Source organism: Christiangramia echinicola DSM 19838 (genome assembly GCF_000423065.1).
Taxonomy (GTDB): domain Bacteria; phylum Bacteroidota; class Bacteroidia; order Flavobacteriales; family Flavobacteriaceae; genus Christiangramia; species Christiangramia echinicola.
The window spans coordinates 14,305-35,997 of the sequence record NZ_AUHG01000020.1 but is presented as its reverse complement, the minus strand read 5'-3'; the positions used below and the strand labels follow the sequence as shown (position 1 = coordinate 35,997).

Here is a 21,693-nt window from a genome sequence, read left to right as displayed (position 1 = left end):
ATTGTTAGGGAATAATCAATACTTAGGAAGTATATTTATTTAAATAACTTTTTAATTAATAGAAAAGGGATTTTTCCCTTATTTTTTTATGCTTTTGATAAGTTATTAAGATATTTTATATATTAGATTCCATTAACAACCTAAAATTCAATTTATTATGAAAAAATTTTTAATTGTTGGGGCATTAATAATGTCCTCGATTTCCTATGCGCAAGGATTTAAAGCTGGTCTAAATGTTGGAATTCCAACGGGGGATGTTTCAGATTTTTATAATCTGCAAGTAGGGGCCGATGTAGCTTATATGTTTGAAGTTGCAGATAAATTTACTGTAGGACCTATGCTAGGGTATATGAATTTCTTTCCTGAAGAATCTGATTTTATGGACAATGGTCAGTTCTTACCTGTGGCTGCTTCAGGAAGATACGGGCTTTCAGAATCTTTTTTCCTGGGCGCTGATCTTGGATATGGTGTAGGATTAACTGATGGACTCGACGGGGGGTTTTACTATAGACCTCAGGTAGGCTACGATTTTGGACTTATAGGATTGATAGCCTCTTATTCCGGAGTAAGCGTAGATGGAGGTAGTTGGAGTTCTGTTAATTTAGGTATCGAATTTGGTTTATAGTAATTATATAATTTACTGTATTAAGGCGGGGTTTTCCCCGCTTTTTTTAGTTATAAGGGTTAGTAGATAAATTGAGATGCATTTTCTGTTTTTACTTTGTAGTAGATAATATTCGGCGTAAACTTTCAACTATATTCAGCTAAATCGAATTTAATGCAGGTTTATTCCCTGCTTTTTTATGTTCTATTTTTAATACATTTACACTATGAAGCTACTAATACTTAACGGACCCAACCTTAATTTACTCGGTATACGCGAGCCCGAAAAATATGGTAATAAAAGTTTTGATGATTATTTTTCAGAGCTACAGTTTCAATTTCGAAATGTGGAACTTTCATTTGATCAAACCAATATTGAAGGAGAATTAATTGATAAGATCCAGAATGCCCGTAAGGATTTTGATGGGATCATCCTGAACGCGGCAGCCTATACACATACTTCTGTCGGCATAGGGGATGCAGTTGCTGCAATTGATATTCCAGTAGTAGAAGTGCATATTTCCAATACATTTTCCAGGGAAGAGTTTCGTCATAAATCTTATATCTCACCTATTGCCAAAGGCATCATCGTTGGATTTGGATTACAAAGTTATGATCTTGCGATCCAGAGTTTTTTAAATACCAAAGATGACTAAAGCTTACCTAAACTGGAGCAGTGGTAAAGATTCTGCACTTTCTCTTTATTATTCTAAGAAACAGAAAGAATATAAGGTCGAAAAACTTCTTACCACAATTAATAAGGATGTAGATAGGGTAACCATGCATGGCGTGAGAACTGAGCTATTATTACAACAGGCTGAAGAATTAGGTTTACCTATACAGATATCTGAGTTAAGTGCTGAAACCAACATGGAAGAATATAACCGTAAGATGAAGGAAGCAACAGATTCTTTATTAAATAACGGTTATACGCATAGTATCTTCGGAGATATATTCCTGGAAGATCTCAAAAAATACAGGGAAGACCAATTAAAAAGTGTAGGGTTAACTCCGTTTTTTCCTTTATGGAAAAAAAACACCAGAGATCTTATATCTGAATTTATTGATCTGGGCTTTAAAGCAGTGGTAGTTTGCACCAATTCTAAGTATCTGGATGATTCTTTCTGCGGCCGAATTATAGACCATCAATTTGTATTAGATCTACCGGAAAATGTTGATGCTTGCGGAGAAAATGGTGAATTTCACACCTTTGTTTTTGATGGTCCACTTTTTAAATCTCCTGTTAAATTCAAAATAGGAGAGAAGGTGAATAGATCTTATAAGCCTACGAAGGATAATGACGATAATTGCTTTCAGGAGGATGATGAATCCTGGGACACCGAATTTTGCTTTTGTGACCTTATTCCTGAATAGAAGTTCGTTGTCATAACGTCAAGCTGAACTTGTTCCAGCTTCTATTAAATATAATCCTTCCCTAAGATCCTGAAACGAGTTCAGGATGACGAGAAAAAAAAACCCGCATTCAAAAGAATGCGGGTTTTTTATTTTTCTAACGTCTAACGTCTAACGTCTAACGTCTAACGTCTAACGTCTAACGTCTAACGTCTAACGTCTAACGTCTAACGTCTATAAGTGTATTACTTCGTCATAAGCAGCTGCAACAGCTTCCATCACCGCTTCACTCATGGTTGGGTGAGGGTGAACTGCTTTTAGCACTTCATGACCTGTAGTTTCAAGTTTTCTACCTAGAACAGCTTCAGCGATCATATCAGTAACTCCGGCTCCAATCATATGGCAACCTAACCATTCTCCGTATTTGGCATCGAAGATCACTTTTACAAAACCATCAGATTTTCCGGCAGCTTTCGCTTTACCTGAAGCAGAGAATGGAAATTTACCAACTTTAAGTTCGTATCCGGCTTCTTTTGCCTGCTTTTCGGTCATACCTACTGAAGCGATCTCTGGAGTCGCATAGGTACATCCAGGTATATTTCCGTAGTCTAATGGCTGAACGTCCATTCCTTTGATCTTTTCAACACAAAGAATTCCTTCGGCTGAAGCTACGTGGGCCAGGGCAGGGCCATGAACCACATCTCCAATAGCATATACTCCAGAAACATTGGTTTGGTAAAAATCGTTAACTACTATCTTATCTTTATCAGTCTTGATCCCAAGGTCTTCAAGTCCTATATTTTCAATATTCGTTTTAATACCTACTGCAGAAAGAACCACATCAGCTTCCAGTTTTTCTTCACCTTTTTTGGTCTTCACAGTAGCGATAACTTTTCCATTCTTTTTTTCAACGCTTTCTACGGAAGAGTTTGTCATCACCTTAATTCCGGCTTTCTTGATGCTTCTTTCAAACTGTTTTGAAACTTCTTCATCTTCTAAAGGCACAACATTAGGAAGAAACTCAACTACCGTTACTTCTGTTCCCATGGCGTTGTAAAAATGAGCAAATTCAACTCCTATAGCCCCTGATCCAACCACGATCATAGATTTAGGTTGCTTTTCAAGAGTCATAGCTTCACGGTAACCAATTACGGTCTTACCATCCTGCTTAAGGTTTGGAAGTTCTCTTGAACGTGCTCCTGTAGCGATAATAATATTATCTGCCTGGTATTCTGTTTTCTTGTCTTTCTTATCGGTAACTTCAACTTTCTTACCAGATTTCAATTTTCCGAAACCTTCAAGAACATCAATTTTGTTCTTCTTCATTAGGAACTGAACACCTTTGCTCATTCCGTTTGCTACGTCCCGGCTTCTTTTAACTACGGCTCCAAAATCCTTATCGGCTTTTTCAAGTTTTAAACCATAGTCTTCAGCATGTTTCAGGTAATCAAAAACCTCTGCACTTTTAAGTAGGGCTTTGGTTGGGATACATCCCCAGTTAAGGCAAACACCTCCAAGACTTTCCTTTTCTACAATTGCGGTTTTAAAACCTAACTGAGAAGCGCGGATTGCAGTTACATAACCACCCGGGCCACTACCTAAAACAATAATATCATATTTACTCATATTCGGAATATTTTGAATCTGGTTATAGAGTTTGCGAATTTAAGGAATTAAACCCTAAACTGAAAGTTACAAAGCCGGGATAAGAACATAAAAAAAACCCGTATGAATTCATACAGGCTTTTTGATTTATTTTAGTGAAGAGGATTTATTTTTTTTCCTTTTCAAAATCAAGGTTGAATCTGTTCTGAACCTGATTCAGGTTTGAGAAATCAACATCTGCATTTGCTGCAAAAACAGCAGAAGGCAATACTACAATTCTGAAGGTTTGATTATCTGTAAACTGACTGTTAAGACCGCTTAAGTCAAAATTCCCGTCAATAATGATTTCCACATCACTTACTGTATGATTGTAAACGTATTGGATGGTCCCTTCATTCAGGAAAAAGTTTTGAGGGATAAGGCTCCATGAATCCACAGTTCCGCCATCTTCTGCATCCAGCAATTCTAAGCGATAAACCAGAACCGCATCAGATTCAGGTTCAAAAGTATCCACTTCTGCAGGGATATCAATCAATTGAGAGTAATAATTAAATTCTGAAAAGTATTCAAAATCAATTGTGCGTTCATATGTATAACCTAAACCATCAATTCCATCTAAACCATCTTCACCCGGAGGCCCTTGTGGTCCTCTTTCTCCGTCAGAAGAACAGGAGATGAAAAATATGCTGGTTAGTACTAATAGAGATAATAATTTTTTCATGATTATTGGGTTTTAGTTATTTATTAAATTCAATACTGGCTGAATTAACACAGTATCGTTGACCGGTATCTGTAGGACCATCATCAAAAACATGGCCAAGATGACTTCCGCAGCTAGAACAAAGGATTTCAGTACGAATCATACCAAAGGTTCGGTCTTGAATATATTCAACTTTTCCTTCGATGGCATCGTCGAAACTAGGCCATCCGCAACCACTTTCAAATTTTGAATTACTCTCAAAGAGTACTTCCCCGCAAGCGGCACATTTATATTCTCCCTTATCAAAATGCAGATTGTATTTTCCCGTGTTGGGAGCTTCAGTACCTTTCTCCCTCAGGACTCTATATTGTTCAGGAGTTAACTCCTTTTTCCATTCTTCTTCAGATTTTTCAACTTTATACTTTTTCATATTACTTAGAATCTGGTTTAAATTTCATCGCAACACCATTTATACAATGACGCTTTCCGGTGGTCTCTTTGGGACCATCATTAAAAACGTGGCCCAGGTGGCCTCCACATCTGGCGCAATGCACTTCATCTCTTTGGTAGCCTAATTTAGAATCACTGCCGTAAGCTACACCGTCATCTATAGCACGATCAAAACTTGGCCAGCCAGTGCCACTTTTAAATTTGTGTTTGGTCTTGTAGAGTTCATTCCCGCAAGCCGCACAAACAAAAGTGCCTGGTTCTTTTATATCTAGTAGATCACTGGAGAAAGGTGTTTCTGTAGCTGCATTTCTTAAAACTGCATATTCTTCAGAGGAAAGTTCTTTTTTCCATTCTGCTTCAGATTTTGAAACTTCATAATTTTTTGAAGTATCCTCACCTGATTTTTTCTGGGCATTACCGTTGCAACTTATAAGGAAAGCAGCAATTACGGTCAATAACAATAACTTTTTCATAGCATTCTTTTTGCTAAAATTACAAAGATTGTGCCGCTATAAAAGTTGTTATTTTGTTAATTACCTTTTCATTTCCTAAAATACGACGATGACCCAGCCCAGATGTGATCATTAATTCGCTGTTTTCCAGCTCTTCATGTATCTCATATGCCGATTTTACCTTCACATCTACATCTTCCTCATCATGAATAACCAGGGTAGGTGTTTTTACATATTTAGCAGATTCCCCTCCAGAAAGTATATCCATATCTTCATTAAACCTGTCGTCCAGGTAAGCCTTCATTTTTCGAGCTACCTTATGATTCATTTTCATGTTCTCTGCAAAGTGCCGGGTTATTTCTGAAATATTATTCGCAGTCCCAATGATTACAAGTTTATTGGTTTTCATTCCATTTCTTATTGCCCTTAGAGAGGACATCCCACCTAGAGAATGACCTATTACCGCTTCAAAAGGACCATGTTGCTCTTCCATATAATGAATAGCTTTTATAAAAAATGGCATCATACTCATTTTGCCTTCAGCTTTCCCGTGTGCGGGAGCATCAAAACTTACACACATATAACCTTGCTCCAGCAGCTCCTTGGCAATTTTCGCCAATTGGGTTCCGCTGCCACTCCAGCCATGAACTAAAAGTACTTTCTTAGCACTGCTCCCATATTCGTAAGTTACTATTTCACGGTTCATGGAAGGAACCAATACAGTTTTCTGGATTGAATTTTCATCCATTTCCTTTTCCCTGTTTGGGATCTTGTACTTAAACGGAGTTAAAAATAATTTAGCCGCAAACCTACTGGCCAGAAAGGGGGAAATAGTTGTTAATATTCTTGAAATCGTTAATATATATGAAGGTACCAGGAGTCGTTGTACCGGTGTTTTATCTTTAGTGTTTTTTGTCATTTTTTAAGAAATCATCAATTTATTATAAAAAGTATAACAGTACTTGAAAATGCCGTCGCAGGTATCGTTATTGCTGCAAATATCAACAATGGTATTGTTTTTGAAACTCTTCTTTGTGTTAAATCATACTTAAACCAACAACGGCGATATTACTGCTTTTGTACTTTTAGGTACATAAAACCAAAAATCATGAAGTTTAAAAATACCTTTTTATGGTTAAGTGTGCTACTGTTAGTAGTATCATGTAAGACTAATCCTTTTACAGGAGAAAGCAATCTTAACTTTGTTTCTAATGATCAATTGTTTCCAGCTTCTTTCGAGCAGTACAACCAGTTTCTTAATGAAGCTGAAGTGGTAAGAGGAACTGAAGATTCCAGAATGGTCAAGAAATTAGGAGAGGATATTGTGGTAGCGGCAGAACGTTATTTGAATGCTAACGGATACCAGGGTTTTATGAACGACTTTAAATGGGAGTTCAACCTTGTGAAAGATGATCAGGCGAACGCCTTTGCGATGCCGGGTGGTAAAGTTGTAGTATACACCGGTATTCTTGATGAGGCAGATAATACGAATGGTTTAGCGACTATTATGGCGCATGAGATTGCCCACGCCCTGGCAGATCACGGTGCTCAACGTATGAGTGCTGCTCAATTGCAACAGCTAGGTGCAGTTGCCGGATCTGTTGCAGTAAGCGGAAAAAGTGAGCAAACTCAGCAGATATTTGCGCAGGCGTATGGGCTTGGAACTACAGTAGGAGTTATGCTACCTTTTAGCCGTGGTCATGAAGCTGAAGCAGATAGAATTGGTCTTACAATGATGGCGATCGCCGGATATGATCCAAGAGAAGCACCAGAATTATGGAAGAGAATGCAAGCTAACAGCAGCGGTCAGGCTCCTCCAGAATTCCTGAGTACTCACCCTTCAACCCAAACCAGGATCAATAATCTTACTAAATGGGCACCAGAAGCAATTGCTGAGGCAAAAAAATATGGAACTACCAGTTTTAAATAAGATATTCTAAAAATAAAATTGAAAAGCCACCAAATTCGGTGGCTTTTTCTATTTTTAGTGCATGAAGCATCTACCTAAAGGAAGTAAAAAGCTTATTCATGCCTGGGCTTTTTATGATTGGGCTAACTCAGTTTATAGTTTAGTCATCTCATCTGCTATTTTTCCTATATTCTATGGAGCTCTCACAATAGTAACAGATAGTGAAGGAAATAAGTTAAGTGATACAGTTACCTTTCTGGGAATAGACTTCAATAATGATACTTTAATAAGCTATGTGACAGCGGGAGCTTTCCTCGTAGTTAGTTTTTTAAGTCCATTTTTATCTGGTATTGCAGATTATATAGGGAACAAAAAGAACTTTCTGAAATTCTTCTGTTATCTGGGTGCTTTTTCGTGCATAGGTCTTTACTGGTTTAGCTTGGATTTTCTATGGTTTGGGCTTCTGTGTTATTTTTTAGCACTTATAGGTTTCTGGGCCAGCCTGGTGTTCTATAATTCTTACCTACCCGATATTGCCTTTCCAGCCCAGCAAGATAAAGCCAGTGCAAAAGGTTTTTCTCTGGGATATATAGGTAGCGTTATTTTATTGATCCTTTGTCTGGTGATGATATTGAAGTATGACTGGTTTGGTTTTGAAAACAAAGGATTTCCCACTAGATTTTCTTTCGTGTTAACTGGAATCTGGTGGATAGGGTTTAGTCAGTACACTTATTATTATTTGCCAAAAGGAAACAAGAAGGCTAAGCTAACCAATGATGTGCTCTTCAATGGATTTAGAGAGCTTAGAACTATATGGAAATCCCTTAAGCAGAATAAAACCCTGAAAAGATATTTACTTGCTTTCTTTGTATACAGTATGGCGGTACAAACAATTATGTTAATTTCAACATATTTTGGTATAGAGGAATTAGAATGGGGTGATCAGGACCCTACAACGGGTCTTATTGTGAGTATTCTTTTAATACAATTGGTGGCAGTAGTAGGTGCAACCCTTACTTCCAGACTAGCTATTAAATATGGAGACGTAAAGATCCTGATATTTATAAATCTAATCTGGATCGCTATCTGTGGGTATGCATATTTTATTACCACCCCGGTTCAATTTTATGTGGCTGCAGCTTCAGTAGGTCTTGTAATGGGAGGTATCCAATCCTTATCGCGATCTACATATTCTAAAATGTTACCTGAAAATGCTGTAGATACCGCTAGTTATTTCAGTTTTTATGATGTTTCTGAAAAGATAGGTATAGTAATTGGAATGTCTCTTTATGGTTTTGTGGCCCAGGAAACAGGTAGTGTTAGAAATGCGATCTTATTCCTGGTGGTATTTTTTATTGCCGGGGTGATCTTATTAATGAGGGTGCCCAAGCCTGCATTCAGGGAATAAAAAAACCTGCACGATGGCAGGTTTTTCATAAACTATTTTTTGATTAATGGGAAGATACACTTCCAGACCCATGACTGTTGAAATCTTGTTTTTCCGGATTTCCTTTATATGTGATGTCTCCAGATCCTGACACTGATGCTTTTAATGAATTTTTAGCGTTTACCATAATATCTCCTGAACCTGCTACTTTTGCTTCTACATTTTCAGCAAATAGATCATAAGCATTAAAATCTCCGCTTCCGGTAACTTTACAATCGAAATTTTTACTTTTTCCTTTTAATTGCACATCTCCAGATCCAGTAATTCTTCCTTCAAGGTCTTTAACTTCCAACTCCAGCTTCATGTCTCCAGAACCGGTAACCTGTATTTGTAATTTAGAACTTGAGATCTTGTCTTTGGTCCACATATCTCCAGAGCCGGTTACTGAAACTGCATCCAGGCTTTCAAAAGGGACCGTGATTAGAATTTCATCTTTTGGTGATAAATTAAAACCATCTTTTGTAGATATTTTAAGTGCACCATTTTTAACTTCAGTAAGAATGTATTCCTGTAAATTACTTTCAGCCTCAACAATAATATTGCCTTCCTGTCCAGCCACCAGTTGCACATTCATAGATCCTACAAGTTTTATTTCGTCGTAAGGCTCTGTAGTTCTGGTTTTAGAAACCATATCGCCGTTTCCTTTTACTCTTTCATTATTACCCCATTGAGCGTTAACACATGATAAGGTTAGGATGCAAACACAAATTAATAAGAATGTTTTTTTCATAATATTGGTTATTTAAGAATTAGTTAGATGATTAGTTTTTGTAAAATTTCACACTTCCGTAGCTCGTAGTTATATTGAACTGCGCTCCACTTCCAGAACCATATGTGCCAGAAGCTTTATTTCCGTTGTTCTCGCTGTTTCTCTTTTTAACATTAAGGTCATCCAGACCGCTGATGCTTCCATAAGAAGTTCTAACCTCAAAGTTGAAGTTCATCTCATTGTCGAAACCGATTTTCACGCCAGCGTAGTCTGTGTCTATGGAAATGTTCTTTGCTCCTTTGATCACTTTTTCAATAGAGAGAGAGCCGTAATCTAAATTGATATTTGCAGAGGTGAAGATCCTGTTGATCTTAGTAGTTAGATAATCTCCATTTCCCATTAGCACCTTTACCTTATCGATCTCAACACTACCATAATCACAATTAAAATCGATCTTCGAAACTTTTCCTAATCTGGAATTTGAGTAATCTGCACTAATGGTTAATTGATCTGCTTCTTCGATCTCGTAATCTGAATAATCTGCATTGATCTCAGCATTGGTTACGAAGCCTATATTGCTATTTCTTGTATAATCGAAATTTAGATAATTTGATCTCCCTCTTAATTCACCGATATCAATTTTTCCGTAGTCACAGGAAATTTTTGCATTCCCGGTAGTTCTGTCAATATAGATGCCTCCATAATCATTATTAATATCCAGATGATTGCCAACGGGAGCCTTTATTATGTAGTTTACTTCCATGTTCACATTATCAAAACCTCCAAAAACTTCTTTCCACCAGGATTTGTCTTCTTTAGAGAATCTAGTTTTTGCACTTACACCATCAGTATTCTGACTGAATGCTACATTGATCTCTTCAAGTCTTTTTTCTACTTTTTCTTCATCATTACCATTGGTCTTGATAATAACTTCAATAACTACACGATTTTCATCCCAGGTGGTGATATCTACATTCCCATAGCTATTATTTATTTTTAGATTAGAATCTGCACTAACTTTAAACTCTTTTTTTATCTTTTTTTCCTTTGTATGTTTACCTGTAAGTTCGGTTTTTTCTGTAACACATTCGCTTTCTAAAGAATCGAAATGTGGAAGACCGGGAGCCAGGGCAGCCAGAAATATGATACTAGATAATATTGTTTTCATGATTTTGGTTCTTTAGTGTTTTAATATTTTCAATTTGGGTCAAAACGTTATTCAATAGGTCTATTCGTTGTTGGAAATTCTGGATCATAGCATGTATCACTCTGTTATCTTTTCCACTGTCCAGGAGGTCATCTTTAAGGTTTTCATAATTCATTTCCAGTTTTTCCATTTGTAATAAAGCATCATTAATAATGGCTTCGGTTTCCGGTGTCTTTTCAGCATTGATAGCATTTAATTCTTTGGTGATCAAGCCGGTGTAGAATTCCTGGGTCTGTTTCATTTCAGGAGAAATACTAGCCAGTTCAGAATTTTTCGCATTATCTAAAGGGCCCATAAATCCTCCTAGAAGAAAGATAGCCAAGGCAAAGCTCGCTGCGATTGCCATTATTGGGGCCCATAAACTGCGTACTTTATTTTTAGATTCAGGAGATTCAATTTCTTTATCGATTTTTTTGAAAAAGCGCTCTCTATGGCCGGTATGTGGCTCTTCGATATTAAAATTCAAATCATCGAAAAGATTATCAAAGTCATTATTTTTCATGATCCTGTAATTTTTTTCTTAAGCTTTCTTTTGCCCTGGATATCATCGTTCGGCAATTGGCATAAGAAATATTCATTATTTCACAAATCTCTTCATAGTCGTACCCTTCAATCAGATGCAAGGTTAAACCAAGCCTGTAATTTTCTTTAAGCGACTTGATCTGGTTAAGGATCATACGAACTTTAGAGTTATTTTTATCATCATCATTTAAAGTAACACCTGCATCATCTGCCTCATTTTTCAAATCATCGTTATAACTTACTTCTCCCAGTTTAGCAATCTTGTTGTAGGCAGTGATACTTTCGTTCACTACAATTCTTTTTAACCAGGCTCCGAAGGTTGAGGTCTCTTTAAAACTTTCAATTTTGGTGAAAGCGCTTAAAAAAGCTTCCTGCATAATATCCTCGGCTTCAGCTGAGTGACCGGTTATACGATAAGCAGTGTTATACATCGCTTTGTAATAACGATCATAAATTTCCATTTGAGCTCGTTGGTCGCCATAACGACAACGTTCTACCAGGTCTTTAATATGTATGATGGTTGGTGTCAATTAAAACTTGGTTTCTGTTATAAAGATGGATATGTTTTGCATTTGTTACACTTTTATAAAAATAATCTAGCACACAGCGTGGCATAGGAATTGAATAATTGAAATAGAAAATCTGAAATAAAATTGAAAGTCTTATCTATCAGGGCTTTTAAACAACTTCATCAAAATTAGCGAATAATAGTTTTGATGACAGTTTGACTTAAATATAATTATGGCAAAAACAAAGTTTGGTAATATTGACAGTTTGTCACTACAGGGAATTGAGGAAGATGCAGAATTAATCCCTTTAATGACACCTGAAGATGAAGAGGAAATAAATAAGGAAAACCTGCCTGAAACTCTACCTATACTACCTTTGAGGAATACTGTGCTATTCCCGGGAGTTGTGATACCTATTACTGCCGGCCGAGATGCTTCTATTAAGCTAATTAATGAGGCTAATAACGGTAGTAAGATCATTGGGGTGGTGTCTCAAAAAGATGAAGAGGTAGAGAATCCAACTTCAAAGGATATTAATAAAGTTGGTGTAGTAGCACGGATCCTTAGGGTTTTAAAAATGCCTGATGGTAATACTACTGTGATCATCCAGGGAAAAAAGCGTTTCCAGATCACAGAAGTGGTTACAGAGCAGCCTTATATGAACGCTACTATCACCGAAGTTCCAGATAACAGGCCTGAAAAGGGGAATGCAGAATTTTCGGCAATAATAGATTCTATCAAAGAACTTGCCTTGCAAATTATAAAGGGCAGTCCTAATATCCCTTCGGAAGCCTCATTCGCAATTAAAAATATCGAGAGTGATTCATTTTTGATCAATTTCGTTTCTTCTAACATGAGTTTAAATGTGGAAGAAAAGCAGAAACTTCTTGAGATGAACAATCTTAAGGAGCGTGCCCTGGCGACTTTGAAACATATGAATACTGAGAACCAGAAACTGGAACTCAAGAACGATATCCAGAGCAAGGTGCAGAGCGATATGAGCCAGCAGCAACGTGAATATTTCCTTCATCAGCAAATGAAGACCATCCAGGAAGAACTTGGTGGTGTTTCACATGAAGGTGAGATCGTGGAAATGCGTGAGCGTGCTGTAGATAAGCAATGGGGGGAGGATGTTCAGAATCATTTTGAAAAGGAGCTCGCTAAAATGCAACGCATGAATCCTCAGGTGGCTGAGTATTCTATTCAAAGAAATTATTTAGACCTGTTCCTGGATCTACCATGGAATGAGTTCAGTAAAGATAAATTCGACCTTAAAAGAGCTAAAAGAATTCTAGATCGTGATCATTATGGACTTGACGATGTAAAGAGACGGATCATAGAATATCTGGCTGTTTTAAAGTTGAGGAATGATATGAAATCTCCTATACTATGTCTTTACGGACCTCCCGGAGTTGGTAAAACCTCATTAGGGAAGTCTGTAGCTGAAGCTTTAGGAAGAGAGTATGTTAGAATATCGCTTGGTGGTCTTCGTGATGAGGCAGAGATAAGAGGACACAGGAAAACTTATATAGGAGCGATGCCGGGTAGAATTATTCAAAGTTTGAAAAAAGCCGGTACCAGTAACCCAGTTTTTGTTCTGGATGAGATTGATAAACTTAGTATTGGTAATTCTGGAGATCCATCTTCAGCTTTACTGGAAGTTCTGGACCCGGAGCAGAATTCAGAATTCCATGATAATTTCCTTGAAATGGGATTTGATCTTTCCAAAGTGATGTTTATTGCAACCTGTAATTCATTGAGTACAATTCAGCCTGCATTAAGAGACCGTATGGAGATCATTAATGTAACCGGTTATACCATTGAAGAAAAAGTTCAGATCGCTAAAAGGCACTTATTACCGAAGCAGCTCGAAGAGCATGGTTTAACTTCAGAACATTTGAAAATCGGTAAAAAGCAACTTGAAAAAATAGTTGAAGGTTATACTCGTGAATCTGGGGTGCGTGCACTTGAAAAACAGATCGCAAAAGTTGTACGATATGCAGCTAAGAATATTGCGATGGAGGAGGAGTATAAGATTAAGGTTTCTGATGAGGATATTATCGAAATTCTTGGTAGTCCTAAAATGGAAAGAGATAAATATGAGAATAATGATGTTGCCGGAGTAGTTACAGGGCTTGCCTGGACTAGTGTTGGTGGAGATATACTGTTCATTGAATCTATACTTTCCAAAGGAAAAGGTAATCTAAGTATTACCGGAAACCTTGGTAAGGTGATGAAAGAGTCTGCTACGATCGCGATGGAATATATCAAAGCGAATGCAGAGCGATTAGGAATTATACCATCAATTTTTGATCAATATAATGTGCATATTCACGTGCCAGAGGGAGCAACTCCAAAAGATGGTCCTAGTGCAGGTATCACCATGTTAACATCGTTGGTTTCTCTTTTTACTCAGAAGAAAGTGAGAAAAAGTATTGCTATGACCGGTGAGATAACATTACGAGGTAAAGTATTACCTGTAGGTGGTATCAAAGAGAAGATCCTTGCTGCAAAAAGAGCCAGAATCAAGGAGATCATTCTTTGTGAAGACAATAAGCGGGATATAGAAGAAATTAAAGATGAATATTTGAAAGGACTAACCTTTCATTATGTCAAGGAAATGAGTGATGTAATAGACATAGCGATCACAGATGAAAATGTGAAGAATGCTAAAAAGCTATAAAACCAGCCCCGTAAAGGGGCTTTTTTTATGATTATTGAATATAGCTTTTTAAAAAATTACCTTTGTAATAGAAATAAAAATATATGAGTAAAAGGATTACGATAGCGATAGATGGATTTTCCTCAACTGGAAAAAGTACGGTAGCAAAGCGATTGGCTAATGAATTAGAATATGTTTATGTAGATACGGGTGCAATGTATAGGGCAGTTACTTTGTATATGATGAGGAATATATTCGTATCTGAGGGAAATTTAGATAAAGAGGCGATTATTCGTTATTTACCATTTGTAAGCCTACGATTTGAATATGATGAAGAACTTGGTTATGGTCATATGTTTCTGAATAATGAAAATGTAGAGAAGGAGATTCGATACATGGAAGTTTCTGAACAGGTGAGTAAAGTATCTGCGATTCCTCAGGTTAGAAAAATGCTGGTAGATCAACAGCAGGAAATGGGGAAAAGTAAAGGAGTTGTAATGGATGGAAGAGATATTGGTACAGTAGTTTTTCCAGATGCTGAATTAAAGATATTTATGACTGCTTCTACTGAGACCAGGGCACAAAGAAGATATGATGAGTTAAAGGGTAGAGGTGACGAAGTAAAATTTGAAGAGGTTCTGAAGAATGTAAAAGATCGTGATTTCATGGATTCAACCAGAGAAGATTCACCATTGAGAATGGCTGATGATGCTGTGGAATTCGATAACTCAGATTTGGGATTAGATGAGCAATTTGAAAAGATCCTGAAGATCGCTAAGGACAAGATTGCTGAGGTAAATTCTTAGAATCTTTTTTATATTAAATACTATCCGTAATTAATTTCATTATTAGTTGCGGATTTTTGTTTTCTTATGTATTTTTGCACTCCTTTTTGGCAGATGATCGGAAATCCAAAAGGGCTTGATAATCAAAATTATAAACAACTTCTGAAGTTTCTAATTTGCAACAATGATTTCCGGAGAAACTCAGGATACAAATTTAAAGTCAGTAATGGCTGAAGAAACAAAAAACAAAGAAGTTCAGGATAACACTGAAAATGTGGAAGTTCAGGACGTAGCAGGTATGGATTCTCAATCTCAACCTGAACAAGAAAATCAACAGGAAAATCCTGAAAAATTCCTTGAAGAATTTAACTGGCATAACTACGAAGAAGGAATCGATCCTATCGACGATGAGAAGCTGGAAGAATTTGAAAAGCTAGTTGCTGAAAATTTCGTTGACACTTTAGATGATGAAGTTGTAACAGGAAAAGTAATTAATATTACAGATCGTGATGCAATTATTGATATCAACGCAAAGAGTGAAGGAGTTATTTCTCTTAACGAATTTCGTTACAATCCAGATCTTAAAGAAGGAGATGATGTTGAGGTTTTAATCGACGTTCGCGAAGATGCAACCGGACAATTGATCCTTTCTCACCGTAAGGCGAGAGTGATCAAGGCTTGGGAAAGAGTGAACACAGCGCACGACGAAAGTCTTGTAGTTAATGGATTCATCAAATGTCGTACAAAAGGTGGTATGATCGTAGATGTATTTGGTATCGAAGCTTTCCTTCCAGGATCGCAAATTGATGTGAAGCCAATCCGTGATTACGATGCTTACGTTGGTAAGAACATGGAATTCAAAGTGGTTAAAATTAACCATGAATTCAAAAACGTTGTTGTTTCTCACAAAGCGCTTATCGAAGCAGATATCGAAGAGCAGAAGAAAGAGATCATCGGTCAGCTTGAAAAAGGTCAGGTACTTGAAGGTACTGTTAAGAACATTACTTCTTACGGTGTATTCGTTGACCTTGGAGGTGTTGACGGACTTGTACACATTACAGATCTTAGCTGGTCTAGAATCAACCATCCAAATGAGATCGTTGAACTTGATCAGAAACTTAACGTAGTAATCCTTGACTTTGATGAGTCTAAGTCTAGAATTCAGTTAGGTCTTAAGCAACTTAGCCAACACCCATGGGATGCTCTTAGCGAGGACCTTAAAGTTGGTGATAACGTGAAAGGTAAAGTAGTTGTAATCGCAGATTACGGTGCATTTATCGAGGTTGCTGAAGGTGTTGAAGGTCTTATCCACGTTTCTGAAATGTCTTGGAGCACGCACTTGCGTTCAGCTCAGGATTTCGTAAATGTTGGGGATGAGGTAGAAGCACAGATACTTACTTTAGATAGAGATGACAGAAAAATGTCTCTTGGTATCAAGCAATTGAGCCAGGATCCATGGACTGATATTACTTCTAAATATCCTGTAGGATCTAAGCACAAAGGTATCGTTCGTAACTTTACTAACTTCGGTGTATTCGTAGAATTAGAAGAAGGAATCGACGGACTTATTTATATCTCTGATCTTTCCTGGACTAAAAAGATCAAGCACCCATCAGAATTTACTAACGTAGGTGATGAGCTTGAAGTTGTAGTTCTTGAACTAGATGTTGAAGGTAGAAAACTTTCTCTTGGACATAAGCAGATCGAGGATAACCCTTGGGATAAATATGAAAAAGACTTCGGTGTTGGATCTAAGCATTCTGCAGAGATCACTGAGATCGTAGACAAAGGAGCAACTATCGACTTTAACGAGGATATCACTGCATTTATTCCGCAGAGACACCTAGAAAAAGAAGATGGAAGCAAACTTAAGAAAGGTGAAGAGGCAGAATTCCAGATCATTGAATTCAACAAAGAATTCAAGAGAGTAGTAGCTTCTCACATGGTAATTCACAAAGAAGAAGAGCAAAAAATTGTAAAGCAGGCTGCTAAGAAATCAGCTACGCAAAACAAAGACAACGCCACTACAATTGGTGATGTTAATGCTGATCTTCAAGCGTTGAAAGACAAAATGGAAGGTAAGAAGTAATCTACCTGATATTTATAAAGTAAAAACCTCCTTAGGCAACTAAGGAGGTTTTTTTTATGCCATATATTTTAGAAGAAATATGTGGTACTATAGATTTGTCAGTCCTTATTCGACTATCGGAATAAGACCTCTAAGACCCATATCTACTACCGGTTCACTATTCTCTGTGCCAATATCCCATTTACCGTTACCATTCAGGTCCTGCCATTCAAAACTCTTATTAGTAGATAAGGACATGGTTACAATAATATCCTCAGTTTCGTTACCGGTAATATTGAATGGACTTTGAAATTCACCCGTCACCACACAAGATCCCTGCGGAATAGGGGATGTATCAAATATAGGATTAGGCACGGTTATACCTCCCGATGGCACCTGGCCCGTATTAACACCTGCTATACTTTCAAAGGCGAAAAAGCCCTGAAGTTTATTATCGTTTACTTCAACAGTTTCATTTTTAACTTTAAAATTTGAAATATAAGTATTAAAGCCAACGAATCCTGCGATGGTTACATCATAGAGATTTCCCTCAAAGTAGACCTCTGCATCCAGGTTTTGGTAAGACAGGGATAATCGTACCCATTCATAACTTCCTGGTTTAATATCTTTAAGTGGAATAGTGAGAAAAACTTCTCCCGGTGCTACCTTAATACTGTTATCAAAATCTATAGCGTTGCCTCCACCTTTAGTAGTCTCAGAAGCATGATATAAGATCTCTCCTTCTCCTAAAGGTGTAAACATATTAGGGGCTAATTCGAGGTAATGAGCAGATATAATATTAAAATCTGGATCCTGACCCGCATTTTCACTTGGTACCGAGGTAGTAGAACCGGTGTTACCTAATCTTACCTGGTTGGGATCAACATCTAATTTTATGATCAGGTTGGCTTCAGTTTGCTGGTCTACAGGATTGTTGTCATTATCGTTATTACAGGATTGCAGGCCAGAAATCAAGAAATAAACAGCAAATACTCTCAGAAATAATTTCTTCATACGTGGTGAGTTTAGGTAGATACTTTTATAATAACTGAATAAATTTAGGAAATATTATAATATAAGAATCACCTAACGTCAATTCTATTTAATTGATTTGTAGTCTTTTGAGGAGGTTAAAAATTTAGTTGGAACAGTTTTATTCATTTACTGAAAAAGAAAACCCCCTTAGTTGGCTAAGGAGGTTTAATATTTTCTAATATGAAAAACTATTCTGAAGCAGACATTAGTTCCTGAAGTTTCTGAGAGCTAATAGGCTTGATAAGGTAATTGCTTATATTGTCATAATCTTTTGCCCTATCCATATCTATGGGGTCTATGGATGATGTCACTATATAAATAGTAATTTCTTTCTCGCATGGGATCTTAATGAATTCATCTAAAAATTCCCATCCGTCCATTACGGGCATATTGAGATCTAATAAGATCACATCTGGTAAAGAATCATTATTAGATTCTATAATTGGCTTAAGGTGGTTTAATGCCTCCTCACCATTATGAAATACCAGAAAACTATTACAGAAGTTGGCTAGTTTCATGATCTTCTTGGTTCCGAATACAAATATTGGATCGTCATCAATAATGCACGCGATATCAACTTTATTCATGCTTCTTTAAAGTTATAATAAATTTAGTTCCTTTATTTACAGTGCTTTCTACTTCAATTTTACCTTCCATGGCTTCAATCTGATTTTTAGTAATAAATAGTCCAATGCCTCTGGAATCTTTATGATTATGAAAAGTTTTATACATTCCAAATAATTTCTGTCTGTGCTTCTTCAGGTCTATACCCAGACCGTTATCTTCAATAATTAGTCGTATAAAATTTTTCTCTTCTTCAATGCTGAAGCGAACAAAACTATCTCTTTCCTCAGCTCTATATTTAATGGCATTAGTAGTGAAATTAAGTAATATACTTTCCATATATGCTCTTATTCCCTTTACATAGCAATCTTCGGGAACCTCGTTTATCAATTCCAGTTGTGCGTTACCTATAAGAGCTGCGACTGAATGTTTAGCATTTACCACTTCTTTGCGTAGATTAACCGGTACCAGAGTTTCACTTACAGAAGTATTTATTACGGTCACTTCATTTAAATGATCTATAGTCTCTTTTAAATTTCCTGAAGCCTTATATAGCATTTCAATGATCTGATTTTCTTTTTGTTCTGGATGATCTTCTAAATATAGGTCTAGAAGCATTCCCAGGTTTCCAGAATGAGATCTTAAGTTATGAGAAACTATATGAGCAAAATTTTTAAGTCGATCATTCTGATCTTTCGTTAATTCGAGGATATTTGAAAGCTCTTTTTCGGCATTTTTTAATTTCGATATATTGGTAGCAACACCCAGATATCCCATAATTTCACCCCCGTCTTTTATAGTAGTAATTGTAAGTTGAACCGGGAACATGTTTCCATATTTAGGCTTATAAAGCCATTCTCTGGTGTCGAAATTACTTTTTGTAGCCATCGCTTTAAAAAGATCTACCCCTTCATGTTTTTCACCGTATAGAGCTGCAAATTCCTTAGAGCGAGACTTCATTTCTTTTTTAGAATGAATGATGGCCGGGGTTTGAATGCCTATCATTTCTTCTTTGGAATACCCCAAAAGGTTTTCTGCCCCTCTATTAAAAACTTTAATAATACCATCTGGATTTATACCAATGATACTAACCCTGGTACTAGCTTCTAACAGACCTTCTAATTCTAGAAGAGTCTTTTTTAGTTTTGCTTCTGCTAATTTTTCTTTAGATATATCTGTGATCTGTGAGACAAAGAAAAGAGGTTTGTTTTGTTCATCTCTCACCAGAGACACAGCAAGATGAATATAAACAAGGTGCCCGTCTTTATGATAATATCGTTTATCCATATGATAGTGGTCTCGTTTCCCATCTATCAATTCATTCAGAAGTTTCAAATCCAGATCCAGGTCTTCTGGATGCGTAATATCCCGGAAGGTTTTTTTGCGTAATTCTTCTGCTGAAAAACCTACGATTTCGCTAACCCGGTTATTAATTTGAAGCCATTGTCCATCAGGTTTTACAATAGCCATTCCAATAGCCGCATTTTCAAAACTACCTCTGAAGGTCTCCTGACTAATTCGGTGTTTCTTTTCAGCTTCTATTCTTTTTGTGATATCATGCATCGCCACTACGGCACCTGCCAAATTTCCATTTTCGTTAAATAGCCGGGAGCCATTCACAGAAACTTTGCGTTTAACCCCGTCTATTGGTTTGATCATGATCTCATCATTCTCAAGTTTCCCGTTTTTAAGTACTTTTAATAGTGGGATTTCTGAAAGATCCAAAGCTCTATCACCTTCAAGATTATATAAACCATAGTATTCTGAAAGTCTTTCATGAGGGATCTGTTCTGGTGGTAGGCCGTGCCAATCCTTGGTAGCTCGATTAAATAAGGTTAATTCACCATTTTCATTACAAGCAACTATTCCCACATCGATACTTTCCAGAACGGTCTCCATAAGCTGCTGCTTTTTAAATACTTCTCGTTCTGCAAATTTAATGGCCGTAATATCGGCGGTATGCATTAATATTCCACCAATCACGTTTTCACTGGTGAACCAGGGTCTTACTTCCCAGCTTATCCACTGCTCAGTGCCATCAGCATATATATAGCAATCTTCATCTTTACTATGTATCTCTCCTTGCATACACTTTTTATGAATGTCTTTCCATTCATCACTTATATTCGGAAAAACTTCATAGTGTCTTCTTCCAATTATCTCCTTATCCTGAATATTGTAATCTTCAAGCCATTTGTTTGAAGCAGCTATGTAAACCATATTCATATCGAACATGGCTATTGCACTTGGAGCCTGGTCTATAAATAATTTCTTTATTTCCAGTCTGGATATTTCCTCGGTAACATCAACGTGAAAACCTGTCATCCATTCTGGTTCCCTGTCTTTGGTCCAGGTTACAACCTTTCCTTTATCTCGAACCCAAACCCAGTTACCGCTCTTGTTTTTCATTCTGGCTTCAGTTTGATAAAAATCTGTATCACCTTCAAAATGCCGTTGAAGTTCTAGATTGCATTTTTCCAGATCCTCAGAATGAGCCAGGACTTCCCAGGTTTTAACAGATGTAGGCTCAAGTTCTTCCAGGCTATAACCAAGAACCTCTGCCCAGTTATCACTGAAAATAGTTTCTCCTGTTTGAATATTCCATTGCCAGTTACCGAGTTCGGCACCTTCTATGATCTTTTCATAACGACGTATTTTCCTGAGAAGCTTTTGTTTTAATTCCGGAGTTTGTTCAATTTGATTGCATCCTAGGAAGAGGTAGGTTGAACCATCCTCGGTTACCCTTTTCACGCTTCCTGATAGTCGAAGTTTATAGCCTTGTTTATGCATTAAAAATATTCGAGTAGATCCTTTTTCAAGACTTTTCAAATAATTTAAATTTTCTTCATCCAGGAATTTTGAAGTGTGTTCCTCATTTTCGAATTGCTGAGGATCATAACCCAATACCGATCTCAGCTTAGGATTTAACCATAGCGCATGCGGGTCATTGAGATTGAATACTAAGTAGCCATCGAGTGCGTTGACCTGGGTAAATTCAAATATATCCTGGTTTTTTCGTATCAACGAGAAAACTCTATCCATTACGCCATGTATCATTAAGGTAGGTTTAAAGATTTGGGAATCTTAATCGTCTGCAATTAATGCTAATTCCG

General features: G+C 36.9%; 20 protein-coding genes. 8 read left to right on the top strand and 12 right to left on the bottom strand.

The genetic code is table 11. The annotated features are described in order from the left end of the window. Positions 1-157: 157 nt before the first annotated feature. The 3 genes from G530_RS0115145 to G530_RS0115135 all read left to right on the top strand — a co-directional run bounded on the left by G530_RS0115145 (position 158) and on the right by G530_RS0115135 (position 1,977). A complete protein-coding gene (locus tag G530_RS0115145; protein WP_026935335.1) occupies positions 158-625 on the top strand; it encodes a hypothetical protein in 468 nt (155 codons plus the stop codon). 205 nt (positions 626-830) lie between these two features. Then, a complete protein-coding gene (gene aroQ, locus G530_RS0115140) occupies positions 831-1,259 on the top strand; it encodes a type II 3-dehydroquinate dehydratase (RefSeq protein WP_026935334.1) in 429 nt (142 codons plus the stop codon). Then, the gene (locus tag G530_RS0115135) at positions 1,252-1,977 is read left to right on the top strand and encodes a Dph6-related ATP pyrophosphatase (RefSeq protein WP_026935333.1); all 726 of its coding nucleotides are present in this window, start codon (positions 1,252-1,254) and stop codon (positions 1,975-1,977) included. The genes aroQ and G530_RS0115135 overlap by 8 nt, the downstream gene beginning before the upstream one ends. Before the next feature lie 213 nt (positions 1,978-2,190). On the opposite strand, the gene lpdA is transcribed toward G530_RS0115135, so the two are convergent. The 5 genes from lpdA to G530_RS0115110 all read right to left on the bottom strand — a co-directional run bounded on the left by lpdA (position 2,191) and on the right by G530_RS0115110 (position 6,082). After that, positions 2,191-3,582, bottom strand: a complete 1,392-nt coding sequence (lpdA, locus tag G530_RS0115130) for a dihydrolipoyl dehydrogenase (RefSeq protein WP_026935332.1) — start codon at positions 3,580-3,582, stop codon at positions 2,191-2,193. Positions 3,583-3,727: 145 nt separating this feature from the next. Beyond that, on the bottom strand, positions 3,728-4,282 hold the full coding sequence (locus G530_RS0115125; protein WP_026935331.1) for a collagen-like protein: 555 nt from the start codon (positions 4,280-4,282) through the stop codon (positions 3,728-3,730). Between the two features lie 16 nt (positions 4,283-4,298). After that, on the bottom strand, positions 4,299-4,691 hold the full coding sequence (gene msrB, locus G530_RS0115120) for a peptide-methionine (R)-S-oxide reductase MsrB (protein ID WP_026935330.1): 393 nt from the start codon (positions 4,689-4,691) through the stop codon (positions 4,299-4,301). 1 nt (position 4,692) lies between these two features. Next, positions 4,693-5,184, bottom strand: a complete 492-nt coding sequence (gene msrB, locus G530_RS0115115; protein ID WP_026935329.1) for a peptide-methionine (R)-S-oxide reductase MsrB — start codon at positions 5,182-5,184, stop codon at positions 4,693-4,695. Between the two features lie 19 nt (positions 5,185-5,203). After that, positions 5,204-6,082 (bottom strand): alpha/beta fold hydrolase, encoded by an 879-nt coding sequence (locus tag G530_RS0115110; protein ID WP_026935328.1) that lies wholly within the window; start codon positions 6,080-6,082, stop codon positions 5,204-5,206. A 189-nt stretch (positions 6,083-6,271) separates the two neighbouring features. Between G530_RS0115110 and G530_RS0115105 the strand changes: the two genes are divergently transcribed. Both G530_RS0115105 and G530_RS0115100 read left to right on the top strand, forming a co-directional pair. Then, on the top strand, positions 6,272-7,093 hold the full coding sequence (locus tag G530_RS0115105) for a M48 family metallopeptidase (protein WP_026935327.1): 822 nt from the start codon (positions 6,272-6,274) through the stop codon (positions 7,091-7,093). Between the two features lie 61 nt (positions 7,094-7,154). Beyond that, positions 7,155-8,480, top strand: a complete 1,326-nt coding sequence (locus tag G530_RS0115100; RefSeq protein WP_026935326.1) for an MFS transporter — start codon at positions 7,155-7,157, stop codon at positions 8,478-8,480. Between the two features lie 43 nt (positions 8,481-8,523). Here the strand turns inward: G530_RS0115100 and G530_RS0115095 are convergent, their stop codons facing one another. From G530_RS0115095 to G530_RS0115080, 4 genes are read right to left on the bottom strand one after another with little or no spacing between them, the layout of a single operon-like run. Continuing rightward, on the bottom strand, positions 8,524-9,249 hold the full coding sequence (locus G530_RS0115095) for a head GIN domain-containing protein (protein WP_026935325.1): 726 nt from the start codon (positions 9,247-9,249) through the stop codon (positions 8,524-8,526). Between the two features lie 31 nt (positions 9,250-9,280). Further along, complete coding sequence (locus tag G530_RS0115090) at positions 9,281-10,396, bottom strand: DUF4097 family beta strand repeat-containing protein (RefSeq protein WP_026935324.1); 1,116 nt, start codon at positions 10,394-10,396, stop codon at positions 9,281-9,283. Further along, a complete protein-coding gene (locus G530_RS0115085; protein WP_026935323.1) occupies positions 10,377-10,937 on the bottom strand; it encodes a hypothetical protein in 561 nt (186 codons plus the stop codon). The genes G530_RS0115090 and G530_RS0115085 overlap by 20 nt, the downstream gene beginning before the upstream one ends. Next, complete coding sequence (locus tag G530_RS0115080; RefSeq protein WP_026935322.1) at positions 10,927-11,487, bottom strand: RNA polymerase sigma factor; 561 nt, start codon at positions 11,485-11,487, stop codon at positions 10,927-10,929. The genes G530_RS0115085 and G530_RS0115080 overlap by 11 nt, the downstream gene beginning before the upstream one ends. 211 nt (positions 11,488-11,698) lie before the next feature. Between G530_RS0115080 and lon the strand changes: the two genes are divergently transcribed. The 3 genes from lon (at position 11,699) to rpsA (ending at position 17,002) form a co-directional block, all read left to right on the top strand. Further along, entirely contained in the window at positions 11,699-14,149 is a 2,451-nt protein-coding gene (gene lon / locus G530_RS0115075) for an endopeptidase La (protein ID WP_026935321.1), read from the top strand. Between the two features lie 83 nt (positions 14,150-14,232). Then, positions 14,233-14,934: a (d)CMP kinase gene (gene cmk / locus G530_RS0115070; RefSeq protein ID WP_026935320.1), complete on the top strand. Its 702-nt coding sequence runs from the start codon at positions 14,233-14,235 to the stop codon at positions 14,932-14,934. Between the two features lie 205 nt (positions 14,935-15,139). Beyond that, positions 15,140-17,002 carry a 30S ribosomal protein S1 gene (gene rpsA / locus G530_RS0115065; RefSeq protein ID WP_026935319.1) on the top strand — a complete coding sequence of 621 codons (1,863 nt, stop codon included), beginning with the start codon at positions 15,140-15,142 and terminating at the stop codon, positions 17,000-17,002. 105 nt (positions 17,003-17,107) lie between these two features. On the opposite strand, the gene G530_RS0115060 is transcribed toward rpsA, so the two are convergent. The 3 genes from G530_RS0115060 to G530_RS17405 form a co-directional block, all read right to left on the bottom strand. Next, entirely contained in the window at positions 17,108-17,995 is an 888-nt protein-coding gene (locus G530_RS0115060) for a hypothetical protein (RefSeq protein ID WP_026935318.1), read from the bottom strand. A 209-nt stretch (positions 17,996-18,204) separates the two neighbouring features. Continuing rightward, complete coding sequence (locus G530_RS0115055) at positions 18,205-18,603, bottom strand: response regulator (RefSeq protein WP_026935317.1); 399 nt, start codon at positions 18,601-18,603, stop codon at positions 18,205-18,207. After that, positions 18,596-21,637 (bottom strand): PAS domain S-box protein, encoded by a 3,042-nt coding sequence (locus tag G530_RS17405; protein ID WP_084519486.1) that lies wholly within the window; start codon positions 21,635-21,637, stop codon positions 18,596-18,598. The genes G530_RS0115055 and G530_RS17405 overlap by 8 nt, the downstream gene beginning before the upstream one ends. Positions 21,638-21,693 lie beyond the last annotated feature (56 nt).

Coding starts and splice junctions, on each gene's coding strand:
- G530_RS0115145 (WP_026935335.1), top strand. CDS start 158: ATGAAAAAATTTTTAATTGTTGGGGCATTAATAATGTCCTCGATTTCC.
- aroQ (WP_026935334.1), top strand. CDS start 831: ATGAAGCTACTAATACTTAACGGACCCAACCTTAATTTACTCGGTATA.
- G530_RS0115135 (WP_026935333.1), top strand. CDS start 1,252: ATGACTAAAGCTTACCTAAACTGGAGCAGTGGTAAAGATTCTGCACTT.
- lpdA (WP_026935332.1), bottom strand. CDS start 3,582: ATGAGTAAATATGATATTATTGTTTTAGGTAGTGGCCCGGGTGGTTAT.
- G530_RS0115125 (WP_026935331.1), bottom strand. CDS start 4,282: ATGAAAAAATTATTATCTCTATTAGTACTAACCAGCATATTTTTCATC.
- msrB (WP_026935330.1), bottom strand. CDS start 4,691: ATGAAAAAGTATAAAGTTGAAAAATCTGAAGAAGAATGGAAAAAGGAG.
- msrB (WP_026935329.1), bottom strand. CDS start 5,184: ATGAAAAAGTTATTGTTATTGACCGTAATTGCTGCTTTCCTTATAAGT.
- G530_RS0115110 (WP_026935328.1), bottom strand. CDS start 6,082: ATGACAAAAAACACTAAAGATAAAACACCGGTACAACGACTCCTGGTA.
- G530_RS0115105 (WP_026935327.1), top strand. CDS start 6,272: ATGAAGTTTAAAAATACCTTTTTATGGTTAAGTGTGCTACTGTTAGTA.
- G530_RS0115100 (WP_026935326.1), top strand. CDS start 7,155: ATGAAGCATCTACCTAAAGGAAGTAAAAAGCTTATTCATGCCTGGGCT.
- G530_RS0115095 (WP_026935325.1), bottom strand. CDS start 9,249: ATGAAAAAAACATTCTTATTAATTTGTGTTTGCATCCTAACCTTATCA.
- G530_RS0115090 (WP_026935324.1), bottom strand. CDS start 10,396: ATGAAAACAATATTATCTAGTATCATATTTCTGGCTGCCCTGGCTCCC.
- G530_RS0115085 (WP_026935323.1), bottom strand. CDS start 10,937: ATGAAAAATAATGACTTTGATAATCTTTTCGATGATTTGAATTTTAAT.
- lon (WP_026935321.1), top strand. CDS start 11,699: ATGGCAAAAACAAAGTTTGGTAATATTGACAGTTTGTCACTACAGGGA.
- cmk (WP_026935320.1), top strand. CDS start 14,233: ATGAGTAAAAGGATTACGATAGCGATAGATGGATTTTCCTCAACTGGA.
- rpsA (WP_026935319.1), top strand. CDS start 15,140: ATGGCTGAAGAAACAAAAAACAAAGAAGTTCAGGATAACACTGAAAAT.
- G530_RS0115060 (WP_026935318.1), bottom strand. CDS start 17,995: ATGAAGAAATTATTTCTGAGAGTATTTGCTGTTTATTTCTTGATTTCT.
- G530_RS0115055 (WP_026935317.1), bottom strand. CDS start 18,603: ATGAATAAAGTTGATATCGCGTGCATTATTGATGACGATCCAATATTT.
- G530_RS17405 (WP_084519486.1), bottom strand. CDS start 21,637: ATGATACATGGCGTAATGGATAGAGTTTTCTCGTTGATACGAAAAAAC.